General features: G+C 59.9%; 22 protein-coding genes. 17 read left to right on the top strand and 5 right to left on the bottom strand.

Features of this window, described 5'->3' with window-relative positions; all coding sequences use genetic code 11:
- Nucleotides 1-13 precede the first annotated feature (13 nt).
- Together FYJ44_RS06545 and xerD are read right to left on the bottom strand one after the other, a co-directional pair.
- Nucleotides 14-2,737 carry a CBS domain-containing protein gene (locus tag FYJ44_RS06545; RefSeq protein ID WP_288229253.1) on the bottom strand — a complete coding sequence of 908 codons (2,724 nt, stop codon included), beginning with the start codon at nt 2,735-2,737 and terminating at the stop codon, nt 14-16.
- Nucleotides 2,734-3,663: a site-specific tyrosine recombinase XerD gene (gene xerD, locus FYJ44_RS06540; protein WP_154510430.1), complete on the bottom strand. Its 930-nt coding sequence runs from the start codon at nt 3,661-3,663 to the stop codon at nt 2,734-2,736. The genes FYJ44_RS06545 and xerD overlap by 4 nt, the downstream gene beginning before the upstream one ends.
- Nucleotides 3,664-3,769: 106 nt before the next feature.
- Between xerD and FYJ44_RS06535 the strand changes: the two genes are divergently transcribed.
- The 3 genes from FYJ44_RS06535 (at nt 3,770) to FYJ44_RS06525 (ending at nt 5,712) form a co-directional block, all read left to right on the top strand.
- Entirely contained in the window at nt 3,770-4,729 is a 960-nt protein-coding gene (locus FYJ44_RS06535; RefSeq protein WP_154510428.1) for a diguanylate cyclase domain-containing protein, read from the top strand.
- 32 nt (nt 4,730-4,761) lie between these two features.
- The gene (gene folK, locus FYJ44_RS06530; protein WP_288229256.1) at nt 4,762-5,277 is read left to right on the top strand and encodes a 2-amino-4-hydroxy-6-hydroxymethyldihydropteridine diphosphokinase; all 516 of its coding nucleotides are present in this window, start codon (nt 4,762-4,764) and stop codon (nt 5,275-5,277) included.
- Between the two features lie 138 nt (nt 5,278-5,415).
- Complete coding sequence (locus FYJ44_RS06525; RefSeq protein WP_154510424.1) at nt 5,416-5,712, top strand: transcriptional regulator; 297 nt, start codon at nt 5,416-5,418, stop codon at nt 5,710-5,712.
- Between the two features lie 66 nt (nt 5,713-5,778).
- Here FYJ44_RS06525 and FYJ44_RS14440 read toward each other — a convergent pair whose 3' ends face one another.
- The gene (locus FYJ44_RS14440; protein ID WP_195840968.1) at nt 5,779-5,955 is read right to left on the bottom strand and encodes a hypothetical protein; all 177 of its coding nucleotides are present in this window, start codon (nt 5,953-5,955) and stop codon (nt 5,779-5,781) included.
- 10 nt (nt 5,956-5,965) lie between these two features.
- Complete coding sequence (locus tag FYJ44_RS06520) at nt 5,966-7,288, bottom strand: M23 family metallopeptidase (RefSeq protein ID WP_154510422.1); 1,323 nt, start codon at nt 7,286-7,288, stop codon at nt 5,966-5,968.
- Between the two features lie 239 nt (nt 7,289-7,527).
- Between FYJ44_RS06520 and FYJ44_RS06515 the strand changes: the two genes are divergently transcribed.
- The 13 genes from FYJ44_RS06515 to FYJ44_RS06455 all read left to right on the top strand — a co-directional run bounded on the left by FYJ44_RS06515 (nt 7,528) and on the right by FYJ44_RS06455 (nt 18,915).
- Nucleotides 7,528-8,154 (top strand): protein-L-isoaspartate(D-aspartate) O-methyltransferase, encoded by a 627-nt coding sequence (locus tag FYJ44_RS06515; protein WP_154510657.1) that lies wholly within the window; start codon nt 7,528-7,530, stop codon nt 8,152-8,154.
- 36 nt (nt 8,155-8,190) lie between these two features.
- Entirely contained in the window at nt 8,191-9,105 is a 915-nt protein-coding gene (locus FYJ44_RS06510) for an Mrp/NBP35 family ATP-binding protein (protein ID WP_154510420.1), read from the top strand.
- Between the two features lie 145 nt (nt 9,106-9,250).
- Nucleotides 9,251-9,814, top strand: coding sequence for a CDP-diacylglycerol--glycerol-3-phosphate 3-phosphatidyltransferase (gene pgsA / locus FYJ44_RS06505; protein WP_154510418.1), 564 nt, complete (start codon nt 9,251-9,253; stop codon nt 9,812-9,814).
- Nucleotides 9,811-10,065 (top strand): hypothetical protein, encoded by a 255-nt coding sequence (locus FYJ44_RS06500; protein WP_154510415.1) that lies wholly within the window; start codon nt 9,811-9,813, stop codon nt 10,063-10,065. The genes pgsA and FYJ44_RS06500 overlap by 4 nt, the downstream gene beginning before the upstream one ends.
- 3 nt (nt 10,066-10,068) lie before the next feature.
- Nucleotides 10,069-10,392: an FtsB family cell division protein gene (locus tag FYJ44_RS06495; RefSeq protein ID WP_154510412.1), complete on the top strand. Its 324-nt coding sequence runs from the start codon at nt 10,069-10,071 to the stop codon at nt 10,390-10,392.
- A complete protein-coding gene (locus FYJ44_RS06490; protein ID WP_154510409.1) occupies nt 10,376-11,464 on the top strand; it encodes a hypothetical protein in 1,089 nt (362 codons plus the stop codon). Before FYJ44_RS06495 ends, FYJ44_RS06490 begins: the two co-directional genes overlap by 17 nt.
- A gap of 94 nt (nt 11,465-11,558) precedes the next feature.
- On the top strand, nt 11,559-13,040 hold the full coding sequence (locus FYJ44_RS06485; RefSeq protein ID WP_288229259.1) for a hypothetical protein: 1,482 nt from the start codon (nt 11,559-11,561) through the stop codon (nt 13,038-13,040).
- Nucleotides 13,041-13,136: 96 nt separating this feature from the next.
- Entirely contained in the window at nt 13,137-14,144 is a 1,008-nt protein-coding gene (fbp, locus tag FYJ44_RS06480) for a class 1 fructose-bisphosphatase (RefSeq protein WP_154510406.1), read from the top strand.
- A 28-nt stretch (nt 14,145-14,172) separates the two neighbouring features.
- Complete coding sequence (gene tsaD, locus FYJ44_RS06475; RefSeq protein WP_154510373.1) at nt 14,173-15,255, top strand: tRNA (adenosine(37)-N6)-threonylcarbamoyltransferase complex transferase subunit TsaD; 1,083 nt, start codon at nt 14,173-14,175, stop codon at nt 15,253-15,255.
- 162 nt (nt 15,256-15,417) lie between these two features.
- Nucleotides 15,418-15,741 (top strand): thioredoxin, encoded by a 324-nt coding sequence (gene trxA / locus FYJ44_RS06470; protein WP_154510370.1) that lies wholly within the window; start codon nt 15,418-15,420, stop codon nt 15,739-15,741.
- A complete protein-coding gene (locus FYJ44_RS06465; RefSeq protein WP_154510367.1) occupies nt 15,738-16,667 on the top strand; it encodes an NAD(P)/FAD-dependent oxidoreductase in 930 nt (309 codons plus the stop codon). The genes trxA and FYJ44_RS06465 overlap by 4 nt, the downstream gene beginning before the upstream one ends.
- Nucleotides 16,660-17,391 carry an outer membrane protein assembly factor BamD gene (locus FYJ44_RS06460; protein ID WP_154510364.1) on the top strand — a complete coding sequence of 244 codons (732 nt, stop codon included), beginning with the start codon at nt 16,660-16,662 and terminating at the stop codon, nt 17,389-17,391. The genes FYJ44_RS06465 and FYJ44_RS06460 overlap by 8 nt, the downstream gene beginning before the upstream one ends.
- Before the next feature lie 57 nt (nt 17,392-17,448).
- Nucleotides 17,449-18,915 (top strand): cation diffusion facilitator family transporter, encoded by a 1,467-nt coding sequence (locus FYJ44_RS06455; protein WP_154510361.1) that lies wholly within the window; start codon nt 17,449-17,451, stop codon nt 18,913-18,915.
- Between the two features lie 13 nt (nt 18,916-18,928).
- Here the strand turns inward: FYJ44_RS06455 and yihA are convergent, their stop codons facing one another.
- Nucleotides 18,929-19,543, bottom strand: a complete 615-nt coding sequence (yihA, locus tag FYJ44_RS06450) for a ribosome biogenesis GTP-binding protein YihA/YsxC (protein WP_154510357.1) — start codon at nt 19,541-19,543, stop codon at nt 18,929-18,931.
- 195 nt (nt 19,544-19,738) lie between these two features.
- Here yihA and efp point away from each other — a divergent pair, with 195 nt between their 5' ends.
- A complete protein-coding gene (gene efp / locus FYJ44_RS06445) occupies nt 19,739-20,296 on the top strand; it encodes an elongation factor P (protein WP_154510354.1) in 558 nt (185 codons plus the stop codon).
- Nucleotides 20,297-20,333: the final 37 nt, after the last annotated feature.

Below are 20,333 nucleotides of genomic sequence, written 5' to 3'. Positions count from 1 at the left end.
ACATTGTATGGAGTCAGGGAGCAAGCATTGATTGCTTGCGCATGGGGCGATCACAGCTTTTGCCGCCGCTTTCGGGCACGCCTTCCAGCATCTTGCGGGCCAGTCTGAGCTGGCTTTGGGCATTGGGGGCTTCGCCGTCCAGCTTGGCCTCCAGAGCGGCTTTCAGAATGCGGCCATAGAGTGGTCCGGGAGCAAGCCCGAGGCGGCGCAGGTCCGCTCCGCAGATGTCGGCCTTTTCCCGCCGCCATTGGGTAATGTAACGCGAAAGATTTTTCTGAAGGCCCGGATTATCCGTTGAAGCCATGATGTACAGCAGACACTCCAGAGAAATGGAGCGCAGCAGATCGCACAAGACGCTGACCTTGGTCCGGCCGACGTCGTCCTGACGCTGCCAAGTTTCCAGTTTGCCGCGCACGGCGCGCATTTGTTCACGCTGGCCCAGAATTTCCGTCTTTTTGACCTCCGGCAGTCCCAGGCGGTGAAAATGGGCCGACGTTTCCGCATAGTTCAAGTTAAGGTTGAGCCCCAGGAAATAGAGCAGCCAGGCTTGCGCCGGTTCGTCGAAATAAAGCAGGCGATACCAGGTGAGCATTTCCCGCAGGCGGCACAGCAGATCCCGCCTGTTGGGCGTCAGGGCGAGATGGGGCGAAATGGCCCGCAGAATGCCCAGCTCGTCCAGACGGAAAAAGCAGGCCGGCGGGTCGGCCTCGTCGCAGATATGCTGGTACTCGCTGAACAGGCGCGGCCCGGAAAGGCGGTCCATGAGCTTGAGGGAAAGCGCGTTTTTAATCAGTTTTTCCGCGCCTGCGCCGATGCGGAACTTGTAGCGCTGCTCGAAACGCACGGCCCGGAGGCAGCGGGTGGGATCTTCCACGAAGCTCAGGGTATGCAGCACGCGGATGACGCGCTCCTTGACGTCGCGCTGGCCGCCGAAAAAGTCCACCAGCTGGCCGAAAGGCGTGCTGTCCAGGCGCACTGCCAGGGCATTGATGGTAAAATCACGCCGGAAAAGGTCCATCTTGATGGAAGAAAGCTCCACCGTGGGCAGAGCCGCCGGATATTCGTAGTATTCCAGACGGGCCGTGGCCACATCGATACGCGATTCGGCCCCCTTGGCGTCGTGAAAAATCACCACCGACGTCAGAAATTTCTGATGTTCCCGCACCCGCCCGCGCAATTCCTCCGCCAGTGCCTTGGCCAGAGCGATGCCGTTGCCCTCCACCACCAGGTCGATATCCTGATTGGGCCTGTCCAGCAGCAGATCACGCACAAAGCCGCCCACGGCATAAACGGGCAGGCCCAGCTTTCTGCCCAGTTGCCCGGCCAGGTGCAGCAGGTCGCGGATTTCGGCCGGCAGGCGGTCCTGAATGAGCTTGCCGATGTTGCGTTCCTTGCTGTTCTGGCTTTTCCGGTCCAGCAGGCTGCCCGGTTCGTCGGCAAAAACATTGATCAGGTCCGTGCGCGTGACCACGCCCACCACCTTTTCGCCGTCCACAATGGGCACCAGGCGCTGGCGCGCGTCCACAATGATGGCGGTGAGATCCTTCAAGCTGGCGTCGGGCGGCAGGACATGCACGCGTCGCTGCATGTAGTCCTCCACCGGCGAGGAACCCAGACCGTGCGCGCTGGCCCGCGAAGCGGTCTGAGCGTCCAGCAGTCCCACGCAGGCGCGCGTGCCCGGCCGGAACACGGGCACGGCCTTGAGGCCGAAATGGAGCATGAGTTCGTCGGCCTCGCGGATGCTGGAGGCGGATTCAATGCCCACAGCCGGCGACGACATGTATTCGCGCGCCGTTTTGTCCGGGTTGGCCTGATCGTACAGGCGGCGCAGAATGGTTTCACGCACCTCGTGGATGGTCATGGAACGGATGGAGGCCGAGGCCGCGTAGGCGTGGCCGCCGCCGCCCAGTTCGGCGCAGATGTCGCCCACGTTCACCGCGTCGCTGCGGCTGCGCGCCACCACCTGGATGCGGTCGCCCATGATGCCGATGGCGAAAAGCACGGAAAATTTTTCCATTTCCATCAGCCGGTGAGCCAGGTAGGCGAAATCCCCCAGGTAGTGCTCCATGGAGGCTTCGGCCAGAACCACCTGCGTGTTATTGATAGTATAGGTATGCGCCGACTCCAGCAGACTGTTCAGGGCCTGGATGTGCAGGCTGGTCAGTTCATGGGCGGCCATCTCGTTGATCTGATTGACGTCCATGCCCTGGCTCAGCAGCCAGGCGGCGGCCTGGAAGTCCTCGGGCGTGGTGGAGGAATAGGTAAACGAGCCCGTGTCGCCGTAAATGCCCAACCCCAGCAGGGTCGCTTCGGCGGGCTTCAGACGCGTGTTCCGCACCCGCAGCGCCTGAACCAGCAGACTGGTCACCGCGCCCACCTGAGCCAGTTGCACCGCATCCGCCGCCATGTCGTCCGGCGAGTCAGGGTGGTGATCCCAGACCTCTATCCGCACGCCGGAACGCTCCAGCAGGGGAACCACATGGCCCACGCGGCTGCGCTGACGGGTATCCACCAGCACCAGGCGGCCGAAATCCTCCCAATGCAGGTCGGCGACTTCGGCAAATCCGTAGGCGGCGCGATCCAGACCGGCATAAACTTTTTGCAGCCCCCGCTCCTGGCTGCCGGGAAAAAGCAGCACACAGGGGGCATAGAGATGACGCGCGGCCAGCATGGCCGCGAAGGCATCGAAATCCGCATTGGCGTGGCAGGTGATCAGGGTTGCCGTGGCGGCGCTCACAACTGGCTCCGGGGATGAAATTGACGGTGAATGCCGCGCAGGCGCTCAGCCTGGACATGGGTATAAATTTCAGTGGCGCTGATATCCGCGTGACCAAGCAGCAATTGCACCGCGCGCAGGTCCGCGCCGCCTTCCAGCAGGTGGGTGGCGAAGGAATGCCGGAAGGTGTGAGGCGAGATGGGACGCCGGATACCCGCCAGTATGGCGTATTTTTTAACCATTTTCCAGACGTATTGCCGACTCAGCGCACGGCCCGAGCGGTTGACGAAAAGCTGATTGCCGCTGGGCGAAAACTGCGGACGCCAGGCGCGCAGATAGTCGGCCAGCAGTTCCTGAATCATGTCGTGCAAGGGCACCAGGCGTTCTTTGGCTCCTTTGCCGAAGACACGCACCAGACCACGTTGCAGATCAAGATCGGCCACACTCAGATTGCGGAGTTCGGAAACCCGCAGGCCGGCGGCATACAGCAACTCCAGCATACAGCGATCACGTCGGCCGCTCTTGTCGTCCATGTCCGGCAGGGCCAGCAGCTTTTCCATTTCTTCACGGCTGAGCACCTCCGGCAGGTACTGGGGTAATTTGGGATTCTCCAGCAAAAGCGCCGGGTTGGTCTTCAATACGCCTTCCTCCACCGCAAAGGCGAAAAAGGCCCTCAGGGCGGAGAGCCGCCGGGCCAGCGTCCGTCCGGTATTGCCCCTGGCCCGCAGCCAGGCCAGATAAAGAAAAATTTCCTGTTCGTCCGGGCCGTTTTCGAGGCCGCCGCTCTGCCCGAGTTCTTCCTCAAAGAGGAAAAAGCTTTCCAGATCCTGACCGTAGGATTCCACGGTACGGGGCGAAAGCCCACGCTGCGCCAGCAGATAGTCACGCCAGGGCGGAAGCAGGTTGGAAAGGGGAGGGGACGCTTGTGTTCTTTTCATAGCCGTCATGCTAGCCGCCTTGCCGTCACCGGGCAAGTGCCGAACGGGTAAAAAGCGCTCCATTCGGGTTCGACGGGCTTCCCTCGCGTCCGTAAATGCGTTATGAGGAATCATTATGTACACTATCCACAACGAAGCAAACGTGGGCCCCTTGGGTCGGCGCGGCGTGGCCTTAACCAGCGAAATCATGAATCGTCACTATGCTCGCGATGAGGATTTTGTCTGGGACAAGCTCGTGGAAAACGTGATGTGGATCGGTCCTCTGCGTTCCCAGTTCGTAACCGGACTGGACAAGGTTAAGGCGCTTCTGGCCCAGGAGAAGGACGTGACCTTTACCATGGAGCAGGAAGAGTACTTTGTGCCTTACGAGAATGAGGATTTCTGCGTGGTGTCCGGCTGTTATTATGTGACCTCGGATCCGGAGACCAAGCTCTTCATCCGCTGTCACCAGCGGGTGAGTTTTTTCTACCGCCTGTTCGGCGACCGGCTCAAAGTGGCGCATATGCACCTTTCCCATCCTTATGAAGTCACGGACCCGGATGAATATTTTCCTTTCCGCTTCGGCAAGGAAGCCTATGAATATATTGCCAGCACCCACCAGCTGGCCTTTACGGACAGCCTCACGGAACTGGGTAACCGTAATGCCTATGAAACGGATCTGCTCCAACTTTCCGAACATCTGCCGGATATGAGTTCATTGGGTATGGTCCTCTTCGATCTTAACAATTTGAAGATGATCAACGACAGTCTGGGGCACCTCGCGGGCGACCAGTTGATCCGCAGTTTCGCCTTTCTGCTCAGGGAATCCATGCCCGACACGGCCAAGCTGTACCGCTACGGCGGGGACGAATTCGCGGTTTTTCTGCCCCAGACTGATAGGGGCGTTCTGGAAAGGGCGCTTCAGGAACTGGAAGACCGCAAGGAAGCCTATAATGCGACCAATGCCACCCGTCTCAGCTTTGCCGCGGGGCATGCCTTTTTCAAAAAAGGTACGGACAACACCCTTTCCGACGTCATCAAACGGGCGGACAGTCGTCTGTATGCCCGCAAGCGGGCCATGAAAAAACTGCTTTGAACCGGCATGGTGAAACAAGAGTGGAGGAGCGCGTGTCTCCACATGCGGAGATTCGGGCCTATGTGGGTCTGGGGTCCAACAGCCTTGATGCGGAGGACATGCTCACGCGGGCACGCGAAGGGCTTTCCCGTCTGCCGGGTCTGCGTTTGAACGCAATATCGCCTCTTTACAGCACTGAACCGCAGGGCTATACGGATCAGCCTTGGTTTCTGAACCAGGTGGTGGAGCTTTTGCCAGCATCGTTCTGGCGGCCGCAAAGCCTGCTGGCGGCCATGCTCCGCCTGGAAAGCAAGCTCGGACGCGTGCGCAGCCCGGATCCGGCGTTGCGCTATGGCCCGCGCGCCATAGATGCGGACCTCCTGCTTTTTGGCGAGGAGAGTTGCGCGGACCCGGTCTGCCGGGTGCCGCATCCGCGTCTGGTGCAGCGGGCTTTCGCTCTGGTGCCGCTGCTGGACATCGCACCCCATGTCCGTATCGACGGAATTACCGCGGCTCACTGGCTGGCGCGCCTGAACTACAGGCTGGACGGACGCAGAATTTTTCAGTGACGCGCCCCGGCCTCTGTGCTAATTTGTCAACCGGCCCCAAGCATGGCCCGCAAAAGCCACTGCGCGCCGATACAGTGCGGACACACGCCATATTCCGTTGCGGCGCAAACAGTCGGCAACGGTGAAGGAGCATGACGGATGTTGAAATGGCTTGTTCTGATCGTGGCGGTTTATGTTTTGTACCGCCTCTTCGCCAATGACGTGCTCAAGAAAAAAAAGACAAGCAAGGAAGAAAGCGCCGCAGATCTGGAACGGAAGGTGGCTGCGGGCGAAATGGTCAAAGATCCAGAATGCGGCACATATGTCTCGATAGACGGCAATATTTCCGTGCGAGACGGCGACAAGGTTTACCGTTTCTGCAGCTATGACTGCCGGGATAAATTTTTACAGCGCCTGCAAGAAGGCGGCCGTGAATTGCCCCCCCGCGACGAATAGGGCGGATTACCTTTTGGTGCGGCGTTAACGTAGAGGTCCGCCGGAACGCATTGACCGTCGGTGCGGTCACTGGCTGATGGAATGACAAAACGCCCCGCTGGCTGTCAGATCAGCGGGGCGTTTTACGTTTTTTTCGGAGAGCCTCAGAATATCTTGCTTTTGAAATTGTACCAATTCAAGCTGCGCCAGCAGCGCGTCGGCTGAGTCCGATGTCCCACGAGTGGCGCGGATATGTCCACGCATATAACATGCCTTAATTGGCCGCCGCCTCCAGTCTGCCCGTGATATTGTCGCGGACCCATTTGGGGTCGATCCATTCCAGAGGCGTCACTTCCACGCCGCCCACCAGGATGCCAAAATGCAGATGGTCGCCGAAGGCCAGGCCGGTGCTGCCCGTACGGGCGATGATCTGGCCTTTCTTGACCACGTCGCCTTTGTTGACCTGTATTTCGCTCAAATGCGAGTACAGGGACATGAGGCCCAGGCCGTGGTCGATGACCACAAGGTTACCGTAAATCCCCTGCTCACCCGTATAGACTACCCGGCCGCTGTTGGCGGCGGGCACGTCGGCGTTGCGCACCGAAGCCAGATCAAAGCCCAGATGGAAGGATTCGCCCACCAGCTTGCCCTGATAGTGGAAGAAGCGGTGGTCGGCGAAACCGGCCCGCGCGGCGGAGCGGGGCAGGCGGGTGAAGATGCCGCTCCAGAGCATGGCCGCCGCCGTATCCTTGCCGATTTCACGCAAGGTCTGCACATTGGCCGCACGCACCTGATTATTGATGTAAAGATAGCACTCAAGCGGATTGGCCGCATTGGGGGCCAGAGCGCGCAGCTTGTTTTCCACGGAGAGCAGAAAATCGTCCTTCAGCTCCAGGCTGTCGCTTTTGAAATTGCGCTCAAAGGCCATGACCGTCAGACGGCTTTTGGTCACGTTGCCGGCCAAGTCGGTGGCCGTGATTTCCACCGCGTTTTTAAAGTCGCGGGCCGTCATGGTATAGGGGAAAGGGAAAAAGCAGAGATAACTGCCGTCCTTTTGCAGAAAGCCGGGCACGAAATAGCCCGCCACCAGCACGCCGCTACTGCTCACGTCTTCGTCTATGGTATAGCGGACCACCGCCGAGCCGCCCCGGCGCACGTTGGGCGGCAGAGTTTTAACGGAAATGCGCGGCGGCTGGGTGTCCAGACGCATGGGCAACTGCACGGTGCGGGTGTTGCCCTGGCCGAAACCCGCCAACGAACCGTCCGTGGCGCGGATTTCCAGATCAAAAGCCCCTTCGCGCAGGTTGGAGTCCTTCAGGGGCACGTCCACCACACGCTCGGGCAGGTACTCGTCAAAATGTCTGTTGAAGATCACATTGAGCACGTTGTTTTTGCGGATGCCCACCGTAAGCGAGCGGATGCCGGAGGGGTCGTTCATATGAATCTGCAGCACCGTGGCCGGCGAGACCCTGCCGGTATTGGGCGTAACCTGAACGGCCGGTCCGTCCATATCTTTAAAAAAAGTATAGCCGCCGGCAGCCAGAGCGGCTATGACCAGCAGAACTAACACTGTGGAAAACATACTTTTTTTGCGCATTGATGGCTCCTCGTGACGGTCTTTAAAATGTTGGCACAAAGAAGGGCGATTTTCAAGGAAAAGTCTTGATTTTTTCTTGACCGCGCTCGGGGCGGCGCTGGACGCGCATTGACTTGGCTGCCAAAATCTGTTTTTTCTTCCGCAGTATGCAGAACGGCAGATACCCATATGGCCAGAGCTTCCCGAGTTCGCAAGAGACGCGCAATCCGCAGGTGGATCCCAGACGCCTGCGCCGCCGGATGGTACGGGAACAGCTTGAGGCCAGGGGCATCAGCCATCCCGGCGTGCTGGCGGCCATGGGGACCGTGCCCCGGCATCTTTTCGTGCAGGAGGCCTTGCGCTCCCAGGCCTATGAGGATACCCCCCTGCCCATCGGTTACGGCCAGACCATTTCCCAGCCGTATATAGTCGCCCTGATGAGCGAGCTGCTGGAGGTTGACCGGGGCATGCGCGTGCTGGAAATCGGCACCGGGTCCGGTTATCAGGCCGCCGTGCTGGCCGCCATGGGCTGCACTGTTTTTACGGTGGAGCGTCTGCGCGAACTCTATCTGAATGCCGGCGCCCTCTTGCGGCAACTGGGGCTTCGCGGTATCCACATGCAGCGGCGCGACGGCACCTTGGGCATGCCCGAGGCGGCGCCCTTTGAGCGTATCATCGTCACGGCCGGCGGCCCCGAGATTCCCCGCCCACTGGTGGACCAGTTGGATGAGGGAGGCATTTTGCTCATTCCCGTCGGCGCGCGTCCGCGCACCCAACGACTGATGCGTCTGCGCAAGGAGCAGGGCCGCATCCATACCGAGGATCTCGGTTCCGTCATTTTTGTGGATCTGGTGGGCGACCACGGCTGGCAACCGTCGGGACGTTAAGTTTCTGAAATTCCGTTAACGCATGAAGGAGATCCCATGTCCTCCTGTTCTTCCTGTTCTTCCGCCTCCTCCTGCCCCAGTTCCACGGGCAAGGGAGGCGATGGAAACTGCAATGACCTGATGGCCCGCCAGGACCGGATCATTGCGGCCACGCTGGGGCATATCCGCCATAAAATTTTCGTCATGAGCGGCAAGGGGGGCGTAGGCAAAAGCTCGGTGACAGTGAACACCGCAGCGGCTCTGGCCCGGCGCGGCTTTAAAGTGGGCATCCTGGATGTGGATATGCATGGTCCCAGCGTGCCCAATCTGCTAGGCCTTACCAGCACCGTTGAAATGGATGCCGGCGGCGAGCTGATGCTGCCCGCGGCCTATAATGAAAACCTGTCCGTCATTTCCATGGACTCGCTGCTGCAGGACCGGGATCAGGCCATCCTTTGGCGCGGTCCCAAAAAATCCGCCGCCATCCGCCAGTTCATCGCGGACGTGAAGTGGGGCGAACTCGACTTTCTGCTTATCGACTCCCCTCCGGGAACCGGCGATGAGCACATGACCGTACTGAAAACCATTCCCGACGCGCTCTGCGTGGTTGTGACCACCCCGCAGGAAATTTCCCTGGCCGACGTGCGCAAGGCCGTGAACTTCCTCCAGTACGCCAATGCCAATGTGCTGGGCGTGGTGGAAAACATGAGCGGCCTGGTCTGCCCGCATTGCCACAAGGAAATTGATCTCTTCAAGAAAGGCGGCGGGGAAGAACTGGCGCAGCATTACGGGCTCAGATTCCTGGGGGCCGTCCCTCTGGATCCGGCCACCGTGGTGGCCGCCGACCGGGGCGTGCCGGTGGTCTACCTGGAAGGCGAAGGCCCGGCCAAATCGTCTTTCCTGGCTCTGGCCGACGCCATCGCGGCCGCGGCGAACAACAGTCTGGAAGCCTTGTCCACTCCCAACTCCTGAAATCACGAGCCCCTTCAAGCGAAGGGGCTCTTTTCATGCAAGAAGCGCGCGGGTCCGCCGGAAGAGGGGATATTTCTCCTTTTCTCCACCGCGCTTTTGTGCTAGAAAAACAGAAAAATTTCGACGGTAACGCCAGAGAGGGACGATGCTCAACCTTGCCAATAAAATTACCTTGTTGCGCATTTTGATGGCGCCTCTGGTCGTTGTTCTTCTGTATTTCCAGGGTCCCGTTTTTTGTCTTCTGGCCGCGCTGGCCTTTATCTTCGCGGCTATCACCGACTGGGCCGACGGCTACATCGCCCGGCGTGAAAACATGGTCACCAGCATGGGCAAATTTCTGGACCCCCTGGCCGATAAAGTGCTGATCTGCTCGGTGCTGATTATGTTCGTCAAGCTGGATTGGGCTCCGGCCTGGGTCGTGATCGTCATTGTTTGCCGCGAACTGGTGGTGACCGGTCTGCGCGCCATGGCCATTGACGAAGGCATCGTGCTGGCGGCCGACAAATTCGGCAAGGCCAAAACCGTCTTGCAAATCGTGGCTATTGTGCCGCTGATCCTGCACTATCCCCTGTTCGGCGTTGAACTCTGGCCGCTCGGCGAAGTGTTGCTGTATGTGGCATTACTGCTGGCCCTGATCTCCGGCATCAACTATTGCTACTATTTTTACCGGCATGCCTGCGACAAGGTTCAAACCGGAAAGACCGCATGAGCACCTTGCAAATCCGCCTCAAAAACTGCATCCAGACCATTCTGGAGCTGGAGCCTGACATGCGCTCCGGGATCTGGGGGCGTCATTTCGACGAGGAGCTTTCCACGCTCAAGGAATATCTGCAACAGGTGGACCACATGAATCTGGCGGAAGACGACGTGCAACGCCTTGAAAACGCCACAGCCAGCTTTCTCGCTGAACTCAGGCTCTCCCGCGGGGGACAGCCGCAACAAAAACGTCTTCTGCAGTAAGTTATGTTCTGGCGTGTATTCATCCTTGTGGCCCTGGGACTTATCAATGTGGTTCTGTTCAGTCGCATGGTCTGGGGACCCACCGGACTTGTGGAATACCGCGAACTCAAACAGCAATATGCCGCTCTGCAAGAGCAGATCGCCGGTCTGGATGCGGAAAATCTGACCTTGAGCCGGGAAATCCGTTTATTGCAGTCCGACAACCAGTATGTGGAAAAAATGATTCGCCAGCGCCTGCATTACGTGCGGGATAACGAGGTGCTGTACCTCTTTGGCAATTCGGCCAAAACCGGATCGGGAGCCGCAAATAATGACGGAAAAAATTGAGTGGTATAAAGAGGTTCTGGAGCTGGAACCCAATTCCAAGGTCTTTTTCCCTCTGGCGCGTATGTTGGCGGAAGAACAGCGCTTTGATGAGGCTGTGGATGTGCTTGAGCACGGCCTGGAGCGTCACGGCGAATTTCTGGAAGCGCGTCTTTTTTTTATTGAACTTTTGCATAAAACGGGCCGCAGCCAAGCCTGCGCCAGACAAATAGAGAACCTCAGCGGCATGTTTTCCGCCTATGCGGGATTCTGGCAGGCTTGGGCTGCCTGTCTGTCCGCAGCGGACGCCTCGCCGGATACCGCTTCAGTGCTGCGCTTTCTGGCCGCCCACTTCATGCGTGGCCCCGTCTCTCTGCACGAAGTGCTGGACAGGGGCATTGCCGCGTTGCTGGAGGAAACGCGGCCGCAGGACGGTTCCCCGGCCGCCCATGCGCAAATGCCGGGAGCCGGAATGACGTCAGAGGAAGCCGCGTCGGGGGAACCTTCGCTCACGCCGGAGAAAACCACGCCGCCGGATGATTCCCCTTTGCCTTTGCTGCCGGAAGAAGATGAGCTGAAGCTCCGCCTGACGCCCTCGCCGGTTTCCTCCGTCCCGGCAACGGAGGATGACGATCCCCCTTTTGAAGAGACGAGCGGAGAAAAATTTGATCCCGACGCCGCCATGGCGGACGAGGAAGCTCTGCCCGAAGCTCTGGAAAACCCCGCCCATGAAGAGACCCGGGGCGGGTCGCTTTCCGCTCCTGCTGCGGCTGACGCGCTGCCGTCGGAGGACGGCGAGGAGAGCGAGGAGCGTTTTTCTCTGCGCACCCGTTCCATGGCCGAAGTGCTGGCGGAGCAGGGGGACATCAAGGGGGCGCTGGATATTTATCATGAGCTGGCTGCGGCGGCGGTTTCCCCTGAGGAAAGCGCTGATCTGCAGCAACGCATCGCCACGTTGAGCACGCGCCTTGGCAGCGTGCAGGAAGTGGAACAGGGGCAGCCTCCGCAGCAGGAGGAATCCGCCAGCGGCAAGGATAAGCTGATCAGCATGCTTGAGGCTTTGGCGGAACGCGTGGAAGCCAGGGCGCAAAACTAGAGCAGGTCAGCGTCACGAGAGGCTTGCGGGTGTTTTTTTCTCACTGGTGAGCGGCCATCTCGGCGTAACATGCTCCGGAGCACGGGGGAATATAGTGTCGAATTCATTTTTGCGTTGTTTTCTGCTGCTGATGGCCGTGTCTCTGGCAACCGGCTGCAGTTCTTATCAGCCCACCAAAAACGCCTGGAAAAGCACCAAGGGCTTTTGGAATACCTACGTCAGCCCTCCGGCCAGCGTAGACTATGAGGAAAAAGGGGATATTTCTCCCCGGGCTCTGGCGCTGACCAACAGCATGATGGGCATTGATGTGGAGCTGGGCCGTCTGGAGCGAGTCATGCTCAATGCGGACAAGCCCCCTACGCGGGAATGGATCACCACGTTCTTTGCTTCATTCCCCTGGATCAGCGGTTTTGCCGGCGTCAAATACGACGGCACCATTTTGGGACAGGAACCGGCGACTTCCATGAAGGAGCTGGACTTCATTCCGCTGCTCTATGAAGATAAAAAACAGAACAGCCGGGCTTTGCGCGCCGATGTGCAGAATACGCCGCTGGGACCCGAGATCATGCTGGCCGCGCCGCTTTACGACGGAGTGGACTTCCTGGGCGTGGTGGCGACTTATTTCGACATGCGCGCGCTGATGCAGTATTCCAGCAGCCCGGAAAATATGGTGATTCTGACGCCCCAGGCCTTGCTCTGGCCCGGCAAATACGACTTTGCCGCCACGCCGCTGGCCGGCGTCAACTGGTCCGAGGTGGTAAGCAAGAGCTCATCCGGCACCTGCACCAACGCCACGGGTTCTTTTTATTATATGGTTCGCTACCTGGGCAATTTGCCCTTGGTGTTTGCCGTGGTCGAATCCGGCACCTTCCCCGAAGGCAAGGGGGATCTGGAACAGGGTTTGCCCTTCTTCCCCAAGGAACGCGAAAAACTGCCGCCGCCTCCCCAGCCGGAGCGCAAGGAGAAGGCGGATGTCGCCAGCGCGCCGAACTTCGGCACCCCCTCCGGCGAAGACGTTCCGGCCGCGAGTATGGGTGCGCCCGGCGAGCCTTCCGGAACTGGCGGGAGACCGGACAATGAAATCCAGCCGGGCAGCCGCGACAGCATGCTGCTGAAGGGCAAAGCTTCTGAAAAGCAGCGGGTGCAGGAACGCGCTCTGGAAGGCGAAAACGTGCCTGTTGAACGCGTGCAGCGTCCCAGAAAGGCCGTACCGCAGCAGCCCCGTCGCAGCGCGCCGCCCGTGGATCTGGTTCCGGATGCCGATATGCCCGTGCTGTCCGGCGGCCGTCCGAGTCCCTTCGGACCGCGTGAAGAAGCGCCGGTCATCAAGCGCCCGAGTCCCTTCGGTCCCCGTACGGACAGCCCTGACGCGTCCGCTCAGGAGCAGACGGCTCCCGCGACGCAGCGGGAAACTCCGGCGGACGCCCCCAAACAGGAAGCGACCCCGGCCGCGTCACCGGCGTCCGAAGCCGACACCGCGCCGGAGCAGACTCCGGCCACGGAAAAGGCGGACGAACCGCAAGCTCCCGCAACCCTGCCCGGCGGCCGACCGAGTCCTTTCGGCCCACGGGACTGACGCATCGCTGAATGCCGACTTGCGCCGCCTCCGGGTGGCGCAAGTCTTTCCGGCCCCAGGGCATCCCGCCTTCAGGCCGTTATCAAGGAGGCTCTCATGGCTGACATTACGGTTACCGAGCACCTTCTGCTGCACCAAAAGCGCACGCCGCAGGCGACAGGACAATTTACCGGATTACTGTATGATCTGATTCTTTCCGGCAAATCCATCTCCCGCCGCATCAACAAAGCCGGTTTGCTGGATATTCTGGGCGGCACGGGTGAGGTCAACGTCCAAGGCGAAAACGTCCAGAAAATGGACGCCATCGCCAACCGGATAATGATTTATCGCATGGAGCGCTGTGGCGCGCTTTGCGCCATGAGTTCCGAAGAAGAGGCTGAACTCATCCGTGTCAGTTCCGAATTCCCGCGCGGCGATTATATTCTGATCTTTGATCCTCTGGACGGTTCTTCCAATATTGACGTGAACATCAACGTCGGCACCATCTTTTCCATTTTGCGGCGGCCCGAGGGGCACACGGGCGAGGTGACGCTTGAGGAAGTGCTTCAGCCGGGCCTGCAGCAGGTGGGGGCGGGGTATATTCTGTACGGGCCGTCCACCATGCTGGTGCTCAGCACCGGCCAAGGCGTGCATGGCTTCACCCTGGACCCGGGCGTGGGAGAATTTCTGCTCTCCCATCCCGACATGCGCATTCCGGAACAAGGGCATATTTACTCCGTCAATGAAGGCTACTGGAGGGACTGGGACGAACCCACGCGCGAAGCCGTAAACTGGTTCCACAATTGCGAGAGCCCGGATGGCAGCCCCTATTCCTCCCGCTATGTGGGCGCGCTGGTGGCGGATTTTCACCGCACCCTGATTTATGGCGGCATCTACATGTATCCGCCGGACGCGAACAAACCCGACGGCAAGTTGCGTCTGATGTGCGAGGCCGCGCCACTCGCTTTTCTGGCGGAACAGGCCGGAGGCAAGGCCAGCGACGGGCGGCGGCGCATTCTGGAACATAAGCCCGAGCGTCTGCACGCGCGTACGCCGCTGTTTATCGGTTCGCGCAAGGACGTGGAAGCCGTGGAGCGCATCTATGCCAAACATGCCAAGGCCTGAAACCGTGGCGACGCGGGAGCTGTGATCCATGCTTTGCCTCGGCATTGAAAGTTCCTGCGATGAAACGGCGCTGGCTCTGGTGGAGGACGGCCGTCTGCTGGACTCGGTGCTGGCCAGCCAGGCGGATGTGCATGCCCTGTTCGGCGGGGTCGTGCCGGAATTGGCCTCGCGCGAGCATTATCGTTATATTGGGCCGTTGTTTGACGAACTCATGCACCGCTGCCAGCGGCAAGCCGCTGATATCGATCTTGTTTCGGTGGCTCGCGGCCCGGGTCTGTTGGGCAGCCTGCTGGTGGGCGTCGCCTTTGCCAAGGGGCTGGCCCTTGGTCTGGGCGCGCGCTTTCTGGGCCTCAACCATTTGCACGCGCATTTACTGGCCGTGGGGCTGGAACAAAAACTGACCTTTCCCTGCCTGGGGCTGTTGGTTTCCGGCGGGCATACCCATATTTATCGGATTGAGGCTCCCTGGCGTTTTCTGCCGCTGGGCCGGACCCTGGATGACGCTGCCGGCGAAGCCTTTGACAAGGTAGGCAAACTGCTGGGTCTGGCCTATCCCGGCGGCCGGCTGATGGATGCCTTGGCCAGGTCGGGCAGAGCGGACGCCGGGCTTTTCCCGCGCCCGTATCTTGACAATGACAATCTGGATTTCAGTTTCAGCGGCCTGAAAACAGCGGCCGCCGCCTACATAGAACATTACCTGGACGGGCGCTGGCCGCGTCCTCTGCAATGTGTCGAAGATGCGCCGCAAGCTCTGAGAGATTGTTGCGCCTCCTTCAATCTGGCCGTGGTGGACACATTATGCGCCAAAGTGGCGCGCGCCCTTGACCGGCAGCCGGATCTGCGCACGCTGATCGTGGCTGGCGGGGTAGCCGCCAATACCCTGTTGCGTGAACGCTTGAAAGAGCTTATGCGGCGGCGCGGCGGCGAAATTCTGGCGCCGGGTCCGGCCCTGTGCACGGACAATGCGGCCATGACGGCCTACGCTGGCTGGCTGTTGGGCAAAGCCGGTTTTCATCATGATCTGCGCATGGAAACCATTCCGCGCGGCAGAGTGGTGCCGGAGGATATGCTGTGCCGTGCGGAACAGCCGCAAACCGGGGAAACCGCCTGAATGGCGCAGATTATCTTGACACCAGGGCATTAGAAATCTACTCTCTGCCGGTACAGACACGGTCGCGCGCATTGCCGCTCCGTCTGCACAATGCGCGTCGCGCGGCCTGCAGCATTGCTGCGCCGTCTTGCGCGACGCCAAGCAACCTAAGGAGTAATTAATATGGCTGAACAGGTTACTGACGCCACTTTTGAAAGTCTTGTTCTCAAATCCGATCTGCCGGTTCTGCTTGATTTCTGGGCTCCCTGGTGCGGTCCTTGCCGCGCGGTGGGGCCGATCATTGACGAACTTGCCAAGGAATACGAAGGCAAGGTGCGCGTGGTCAAAATGAATGTAGATGAAAATCCCGCCACGCCCACCAAATTCGGCATCCGCGCTATCCCCACCCTGGTGCTTTTCAAAAACGGCGAGACGGTGGAACAAATCACCGGCGCCGTCACCAAGGTGGCCATGAAGGAACTGCTTGACTCAAAGGCTCTGGCATGAAGTTGTATGACGCCGTTGTCATCGGCGGCGGACCAGCCGGTATAACGGCTGCCATGTATCTGGCGCGCTCCGGTTGCTCAGTTCTGCTCTTTGAGCAGCTGACGCCGGGCGGTCAGGTTTTGCAGACCGAATCCCTTGAGAATTACCCCGGCTATCCCAAGGGCATCAAGGGCTATGAGCTGGCTGATCTTTTTGCCGCCCATCTGGACGGCCTCGACATTGACCGGCCTACCGGCGCCGTGGAATCCGTTTCCGGCGCGGCGGGCCGGTTCAATGTGCGCGCCGGGGGAGGAGAGGAGCACGCCGCCAGAACGGTGATCGTCTGCTCCGGGGCGCGCCACCGCCAACTGGGCCTTGAAAACGAAGACAAGCTGACGGGACGCGGGGTTTCCTACTGCGCCCTGTGCGACGGCAACTTCTTCCGCGGCCAGACGGTAGCAGTGGTGGGCGGCGGCAACGCAGCCCTGGAAGAATCGCTGTATCTTGCCAAAATCGTGGACAAGCTGCATCTGATCCACCGTCGGGAAGGTTTTCGTGGACTCAAGGTTTACCAGGACAGGCTGGAAAGCATACCCGACAAGGTGCAAATCCACCGCAGCACGGTCATCACAAGCCTGCACGGCGGGGATCATCTGACGGGACTCAGCCTGCGCAATGTTCAAAGCGGCGCGGAGGAAGAACTTCCGGTGGACGGGCTTTTCGTCTACGTGGGTTTTGCTCCGGTGACCTCTTTTCTGCCTGTGGAGCTCCAGCGGGACGATCAGGGCTTTATTGTGACGGATACGGAAATGCGTACAAGCATACCCGGCATTTTTGCCGCCGGGGATATTCGCTCCAAACTCTGCCGTCAGGTAATCACCGCTACCGGTGACGGCGCAACGGCTGCGCAAGCGGCTTTTGTCTTTTTGGAACAGCTCCATGCATAAAAAACTGCTTCGCTGCCTTGTGCTTGCCTTCAGTTTGTTTGCCGTCTCCGGTTGCGGCATCATCGACATGATTTACCTGCCGCCGGCTGAAGATACGGCCCAGGAAATCTTCGAAGCCGCCAACGACGCCATGAGTGAAAAGAACTATGTGCGCGCCGTGGAGCTGTACAACAAATTACGCGACGCCTATCCGTTCAGCCCCTATACCATTGACGCTGAACTTTCGCTGGGCGACGCCTATTTTCTGGATGAAGAATACGAGTTGGCCGCCGAAACCTACAAGGATTTCGAGTCGCTCCATCCCCGTCATGAAGCCATTCCGTATGTGCTGTACCAGACGGGCATGTCGCTCATGAAGCAGTTCCGCTCCATTGACCGGGCCACCACGGAACTGCAGGAAGCCTACGATTACTTTAACCGTCTCCGCCAGATGTACCCTGATTCGCCCTATGCCAAGGGCGCGGAAGAGCATATGCAGACCTGCCGCAAATTCATGGCCGAGCACGAGCTGTATATCGCCGACGTGTTCTGGCACATGAAGAAGTACGGCCCGGCTTGGCGGCGGTATGAATTCATCATGGAAAACTTCAAGGACGTGCCGGAAGTGGCGGAACACGCCAAGGAAAAGAGTCTGGCCGCCTACCACAACTACCGTGAGGAGCAGGCTAGGGAGACGCGCGAAAAGCGCCAGGGCTCTTGGCGGCAGTGGTTCACTTGGCTGTAACATCGCGGCAAAGCAGCAAAAGAGCCCCTTCGGGGGCTTTTTTTATAGGGAGTATTCATGGAGAACCTCCGGCACGAAGACGGCGCCGCTGAAAAGCATCGCGCCGCGCTGGTTTCGCTGGTCGCGGCCCTTGCCCTGACAGCTCTGAAGCTTGCGGTGGGCCTGTATACCAATAGCCTGGGCATTCTTTCCGAAGCGCTGCACAGCGGCCTCGACTTGCTGGCGGCGGCCATGACTCTGGCGGCGGTACGCATTTCTGCCCGCCCGGCCGACAGCCGCCATCCCTACGGGCACGGCAAGATCGAAAACCTTTCCGCCCTGGCTGAGACTCTGCTGCTGTTCCTGACCTGCTTCTGGGTGGTTTATGAAGGCGTGCAGCGGCTGCTGGACGGTGTCAGTCCCGTTACCCCGTCGCTCTGGGGTGTGGCCGTCATGGCCGTTTCCATGGGCGTTGACATCAACCGGGTGCGCATCTTGCGAAAGGTGGCCCGGCGGTACAAGAGCCAGGCCCTGGAGGCCGACGCCCTGCATTTCTCCACGGACATTCTTTCCTCGGCCGTGGTGCTGGTCGGCGTGCTGGCCGTATGGGTGGCCGCCGCCCTGAATCTGCCGGAGCCGCTCTACCGGGTACTGGCCCAAGCCGACACGGTGGCGGCCCTGGTGGTGGCTTTGCTCATCTTTCGCGCCAGCCTGCGCATGGCTGCGGAATCCATCAACACCTTGATGGATTCCGGGTCCACCAAGGAGCGGGGGGCTGTCGCCAAAGCCGTTCGAAAGGTGCCGGGCATCACGGCCGTGCGGCGGGTGCGCCTGCGCAACAGCGGCCCACAGACCTTTGTGGATTTGACCGTGGGCGTGGAGCCGGGCATTCGTGTCCGCGACGGGCACAGGCTGGCCCATGAAGCGGAACAGGCCGTGGCCGCCATCCTGCCGGGCGCGGACGTGTGCGTGCATGTGGAACCCATGAGCGCCCGCGCCGGGAAAGACGACAATCCCTTTTCCCTGGTGCAACGCATGGCCTCGGAACACGGCTTGGCGGTACATAATGTGCATGTGCTGCGCACCGGAGGATTATTTCATATTGAACTGCATGTGGAACTGCCCGGCGGCCTGCCGTATGCCGAAGCCTATGCGCGGGTGCGGCCCTTTGAGGATGACCTGCGCCGGGCGCTGCCCGGCGTGGAAGTGGTCAGCCACCTGGAGCCTGAGGGCGCGGCCAGCGCGTTGCACGCCGGAGCCGCCGTTTCCGTGCCTCTGGCCGAACTGGCCTGGCGGGAAGTGCGGTTGGCTGTGGAAAACGAGCCTTTACTCTGCGATCCGCACAAATTTTCCACCTACGAATTGCCGGAGCAGGGCATCTGCATTTCTTTTCACTGCGGCATCAGCGGTGAACTGAGCGTGGAGGAAGTCCACAACATCTGCGTGCGCCTGGAAAAACGGTTGCGCGGCGCCGTGCCGCCGCTGGGCAGGATTATTGTTCATGTGGAACCGGACGCCGCCACGGCAGCGCAACAGGCGGACTGAGCCTGTCCGAACGTCACTCCACTGTCGCCGGCGCGGTGGCGCCATCCGTAATGGCGATGTCGGCGGCCGCGATCAGTGCACGCCAGAGTTCCTCCATGCCCAGACGGCTGCTGGAGGAGGTCAGGACAGGCTTGACAGCCAGCAGATCCTGCCACTCCTTCTGTCGTGAGGAGCGTTCGCGCTGGCTGCATTTATCGGCTTTTGTCAGTACGGGCAGCAAGGGCAGGCGGCAGGTGCGGGCAAAGGAAGCCAGCTCGAGGTCAATCTTCTGCGGGGGCAAACGGCAATCCAGCAGCAAAGCCAGAGTCTTGAGCGTCTTGCAGTCCGTGAGGTAGTGCTCCAGCAGTTTCGCCCACTTGCGTCGCTCTTCGTGGCTGGCCCTAGCGTACCCGTAGCCGGGCAGATCCACAAGATAAAAATTCTGCGGCTCCACTTTATAAAAATTGACGGAGCGCGTTTTCCCCGGCGTGGCGCTGACCTTGGCCAGTTTTTTACGCCCGGCCAGGGCGTTGATCAGGGATGATTTACCTACATTGGAGCGCCCGGCAAGGGCAATCTGCGCCTCAGGCACGGCCAGAAGCTGATCCAGGGTATAGGCTGTTGTTTCCAGGATAAGGCTGACGGCCATATAAACCTCATGTAAAGCTTGAACTTTCAATCTTGACAAGCGGGCATTTTTCCACAAATATATTCAATTCGGAACAACGAGCGTTCGTGGAAGACCACGTCCGCCATACGGTAGCCGCTCTCGCGCCGCTTGGCAATTGAGATCGGCGTTATTTTCGCCCATACAGAACATGCCGCGGCATGGCAGGAGGAACGCATGTATTCAACCACCGACTTTCGCAAGGGCCTCAAGATCGAAGTGGAAGGCATTCCTTACGAAATAGTGGATTTTCAACACTTCAAGCCCGGCAAGGGCGGGGCCATGGTCCGCACCAAGCTGCGCAACATCCTCACCGGACGTATGCAGGACATCACCTTCCGTTCCGGTGAAAAAGTCGGCAAGCCCGACCTGGAAACCCGTGATATGCAGTTCCTCTATCGCCAGGACGACGAGCTGATTTTCATGGATATGACCAATTATGAGCAGCTGCAGATGGCCGCCGCTTCCACCGGCGGCAAGGAAGGCTTTCTCAAGGACGGGCAGGAATGCCGCGTGCTGCTCTACAAGAGCAGTCCCCTGGATATCGACATCCCGCTGAGCCTGGTACTGGAAGTTACGGAAACCGAACCCGGCGCCAAGGGCGACACGGTGAGCAACGTCACCAAGGCCGCCAAACTGGAAACCGGCCTCACGGTGCAGGTGCCGATTTTCGTGAACACCGGCGACCGGATCAAGGTGGACACCCGCACCAAGGAATATCTGGGCCGGGAATGATTTCAGCAGTTCTCTGTCCGGGAGGGTAGCTCTACGG

The organism is Desulfovibrio porci, assembly GCF_009696265.1.
Taxonomy (GTDB): domain Bacteria; phylum Desulfobacterota; class Desulfovibrionia; order Desulfovibrionales; family Desulfovibrionaceae; genus Desulfovibrio; species Desulfovibrio porci.
The sequence above is the reverse complement of the archived record's forward strand: the minus strand, read 5'-3'. Positions and strand labels throughout refer to the sequence as shown.

Excerpts from the sequence above, each read along its gene's own strand:
- FYJ44_RS06535 (WP_154510428.1), top strand. The coding sequence starts at position 3,770 with ATGTACACTATCCACAACGAAGCAAACGTGGGCCCCTTGGGTCGGCGC.
- fbp (WP_154510406.1), top strand. The coding sequence starts at position 13,137 with ATGGCTGACATTACGGTTACCGAGCACCTTCTGCTGCACCAAAAGCGC.
- FYJ44_RS06490 (WP_154510409.1), top strand. The coding sequence starts at position 10,376 with ATGACGGAAAAAATTGAGTGGTATAAAGAGGTTCTGGAGCTGGAACCC.
- yihA (WP_154510357.1), bottom strand. The coding sequence starts at position 19,543 with ATGGCCGTCAGCCTTATCCTGGAAACAACAGCCTATACCCTGGATCAG.
- FYJ44_RS06465 (WP_154510367.1), top strand. The coding sequence starts at position 15,738 with ATGAAGTTGTATGACGCCGTTGTCATCGGCGGCGGACCAGCCGGTATA.
- FYJ44_RS06495 (WP_154510412.1), top strand. The coding sequence starts at position 10,069 with ATGTTCTGGCGTGTATTCATCCTTGTGGCCCTGGGACTTATCAATGTG.
- FYJ44_RS06520 (WP_154510422.1), bottom strand. The coding sequence starts at position 7,288 with ATGCGCAAAAAAAGTATGTTTTCCACAGTGTTAGTTCTGCTGGTCATA.
- xerD (WP_154510430.1), bottom strand. The coding sequence starts at position 3,663 with ATGACGGCTATGAAAAGAACACAAGCGTCCCCTCCCCTTTCCAACCTG.
- tsaD (WP_154510373.1), top strand. The coding sequence starts at position 14,173 with ATGCTTTGCCTCGGCATTGAAAGTTCCTGCGATGAAACGGCGCTGGCT.
- FYJ44_RS06500 (WP_154510415.1), top strand. The coding sequence starts at position 9,811 with ATGAGCACCTTGCAAATCCGCCTCAAAAACTGCATCCAGACCATTCTG.
- efp (WP_154510354.1), top strand. The coding sequence starts at position 19,739 with ATGTATTCAACCACCGACTTTCGCAAGGGCCTCAAGATCGAAGTGGAA.
- FYJ44_RS14440 (WP_195840968.1), bottom strand. The coding sequence starts at position 5,955 with ATGCGTGGACATATCCGCGCCACTCGTGGGACATCGGACTCAGCCGAC.
- pgsA (WP_154510418.1), top strand. The coding sequence starts at position 9,251 with ATGCTCAACCTTGCCAATAAAATTACCTTGTTGCGCATTTTGATGGCG.
- FYJ44_RS06510 (WP_154510420.1), top strand. The coding sequence starts at position 8,191 with ATGTCCTCCTGTTCTTCCTGTTCTTCCGCCTCCTCCTGCCCCAGTTCC.
- FYJ44_RS06525 (WP_154510424.1), top strand. The coding sequence starts at position 5,416 with ATGTTGAAATGGCTTGTTCTGATCGTGGCGGTTTATGTTTTGTACCGC.
- FYJ44_RS06455 (WP_154510361.1), top strand. The coding sequence starts at position 17,449 with ATGGAGAACCTCCGGCACGAAGACGGCGCCGCTGAAAAGCATCGCGCC.
- FYJ44_RS06515 (WP_154510657.1), top strand. The coding sequence starts at position 7,528 with ATGGTACGGGAACAGCTTGAGGCCAGGGGCATCAGCCATCCCGGCGTG.
- FYJ44_RS06460 (WP_154510364.1), top strand. The coding sequence starts at position 16,660 with ATGCATAAAAAACTGCTTCGCTGCCTTGTGCTTGCCTTCAGTTTGTTT.
- trxA (WP_154510370.1), top strand. The coding sequence starts at position 15,418 with ATGGCTGAACAGGTTACTGACGCCACTTTTGAAAGTCTTGTTCTCAAA.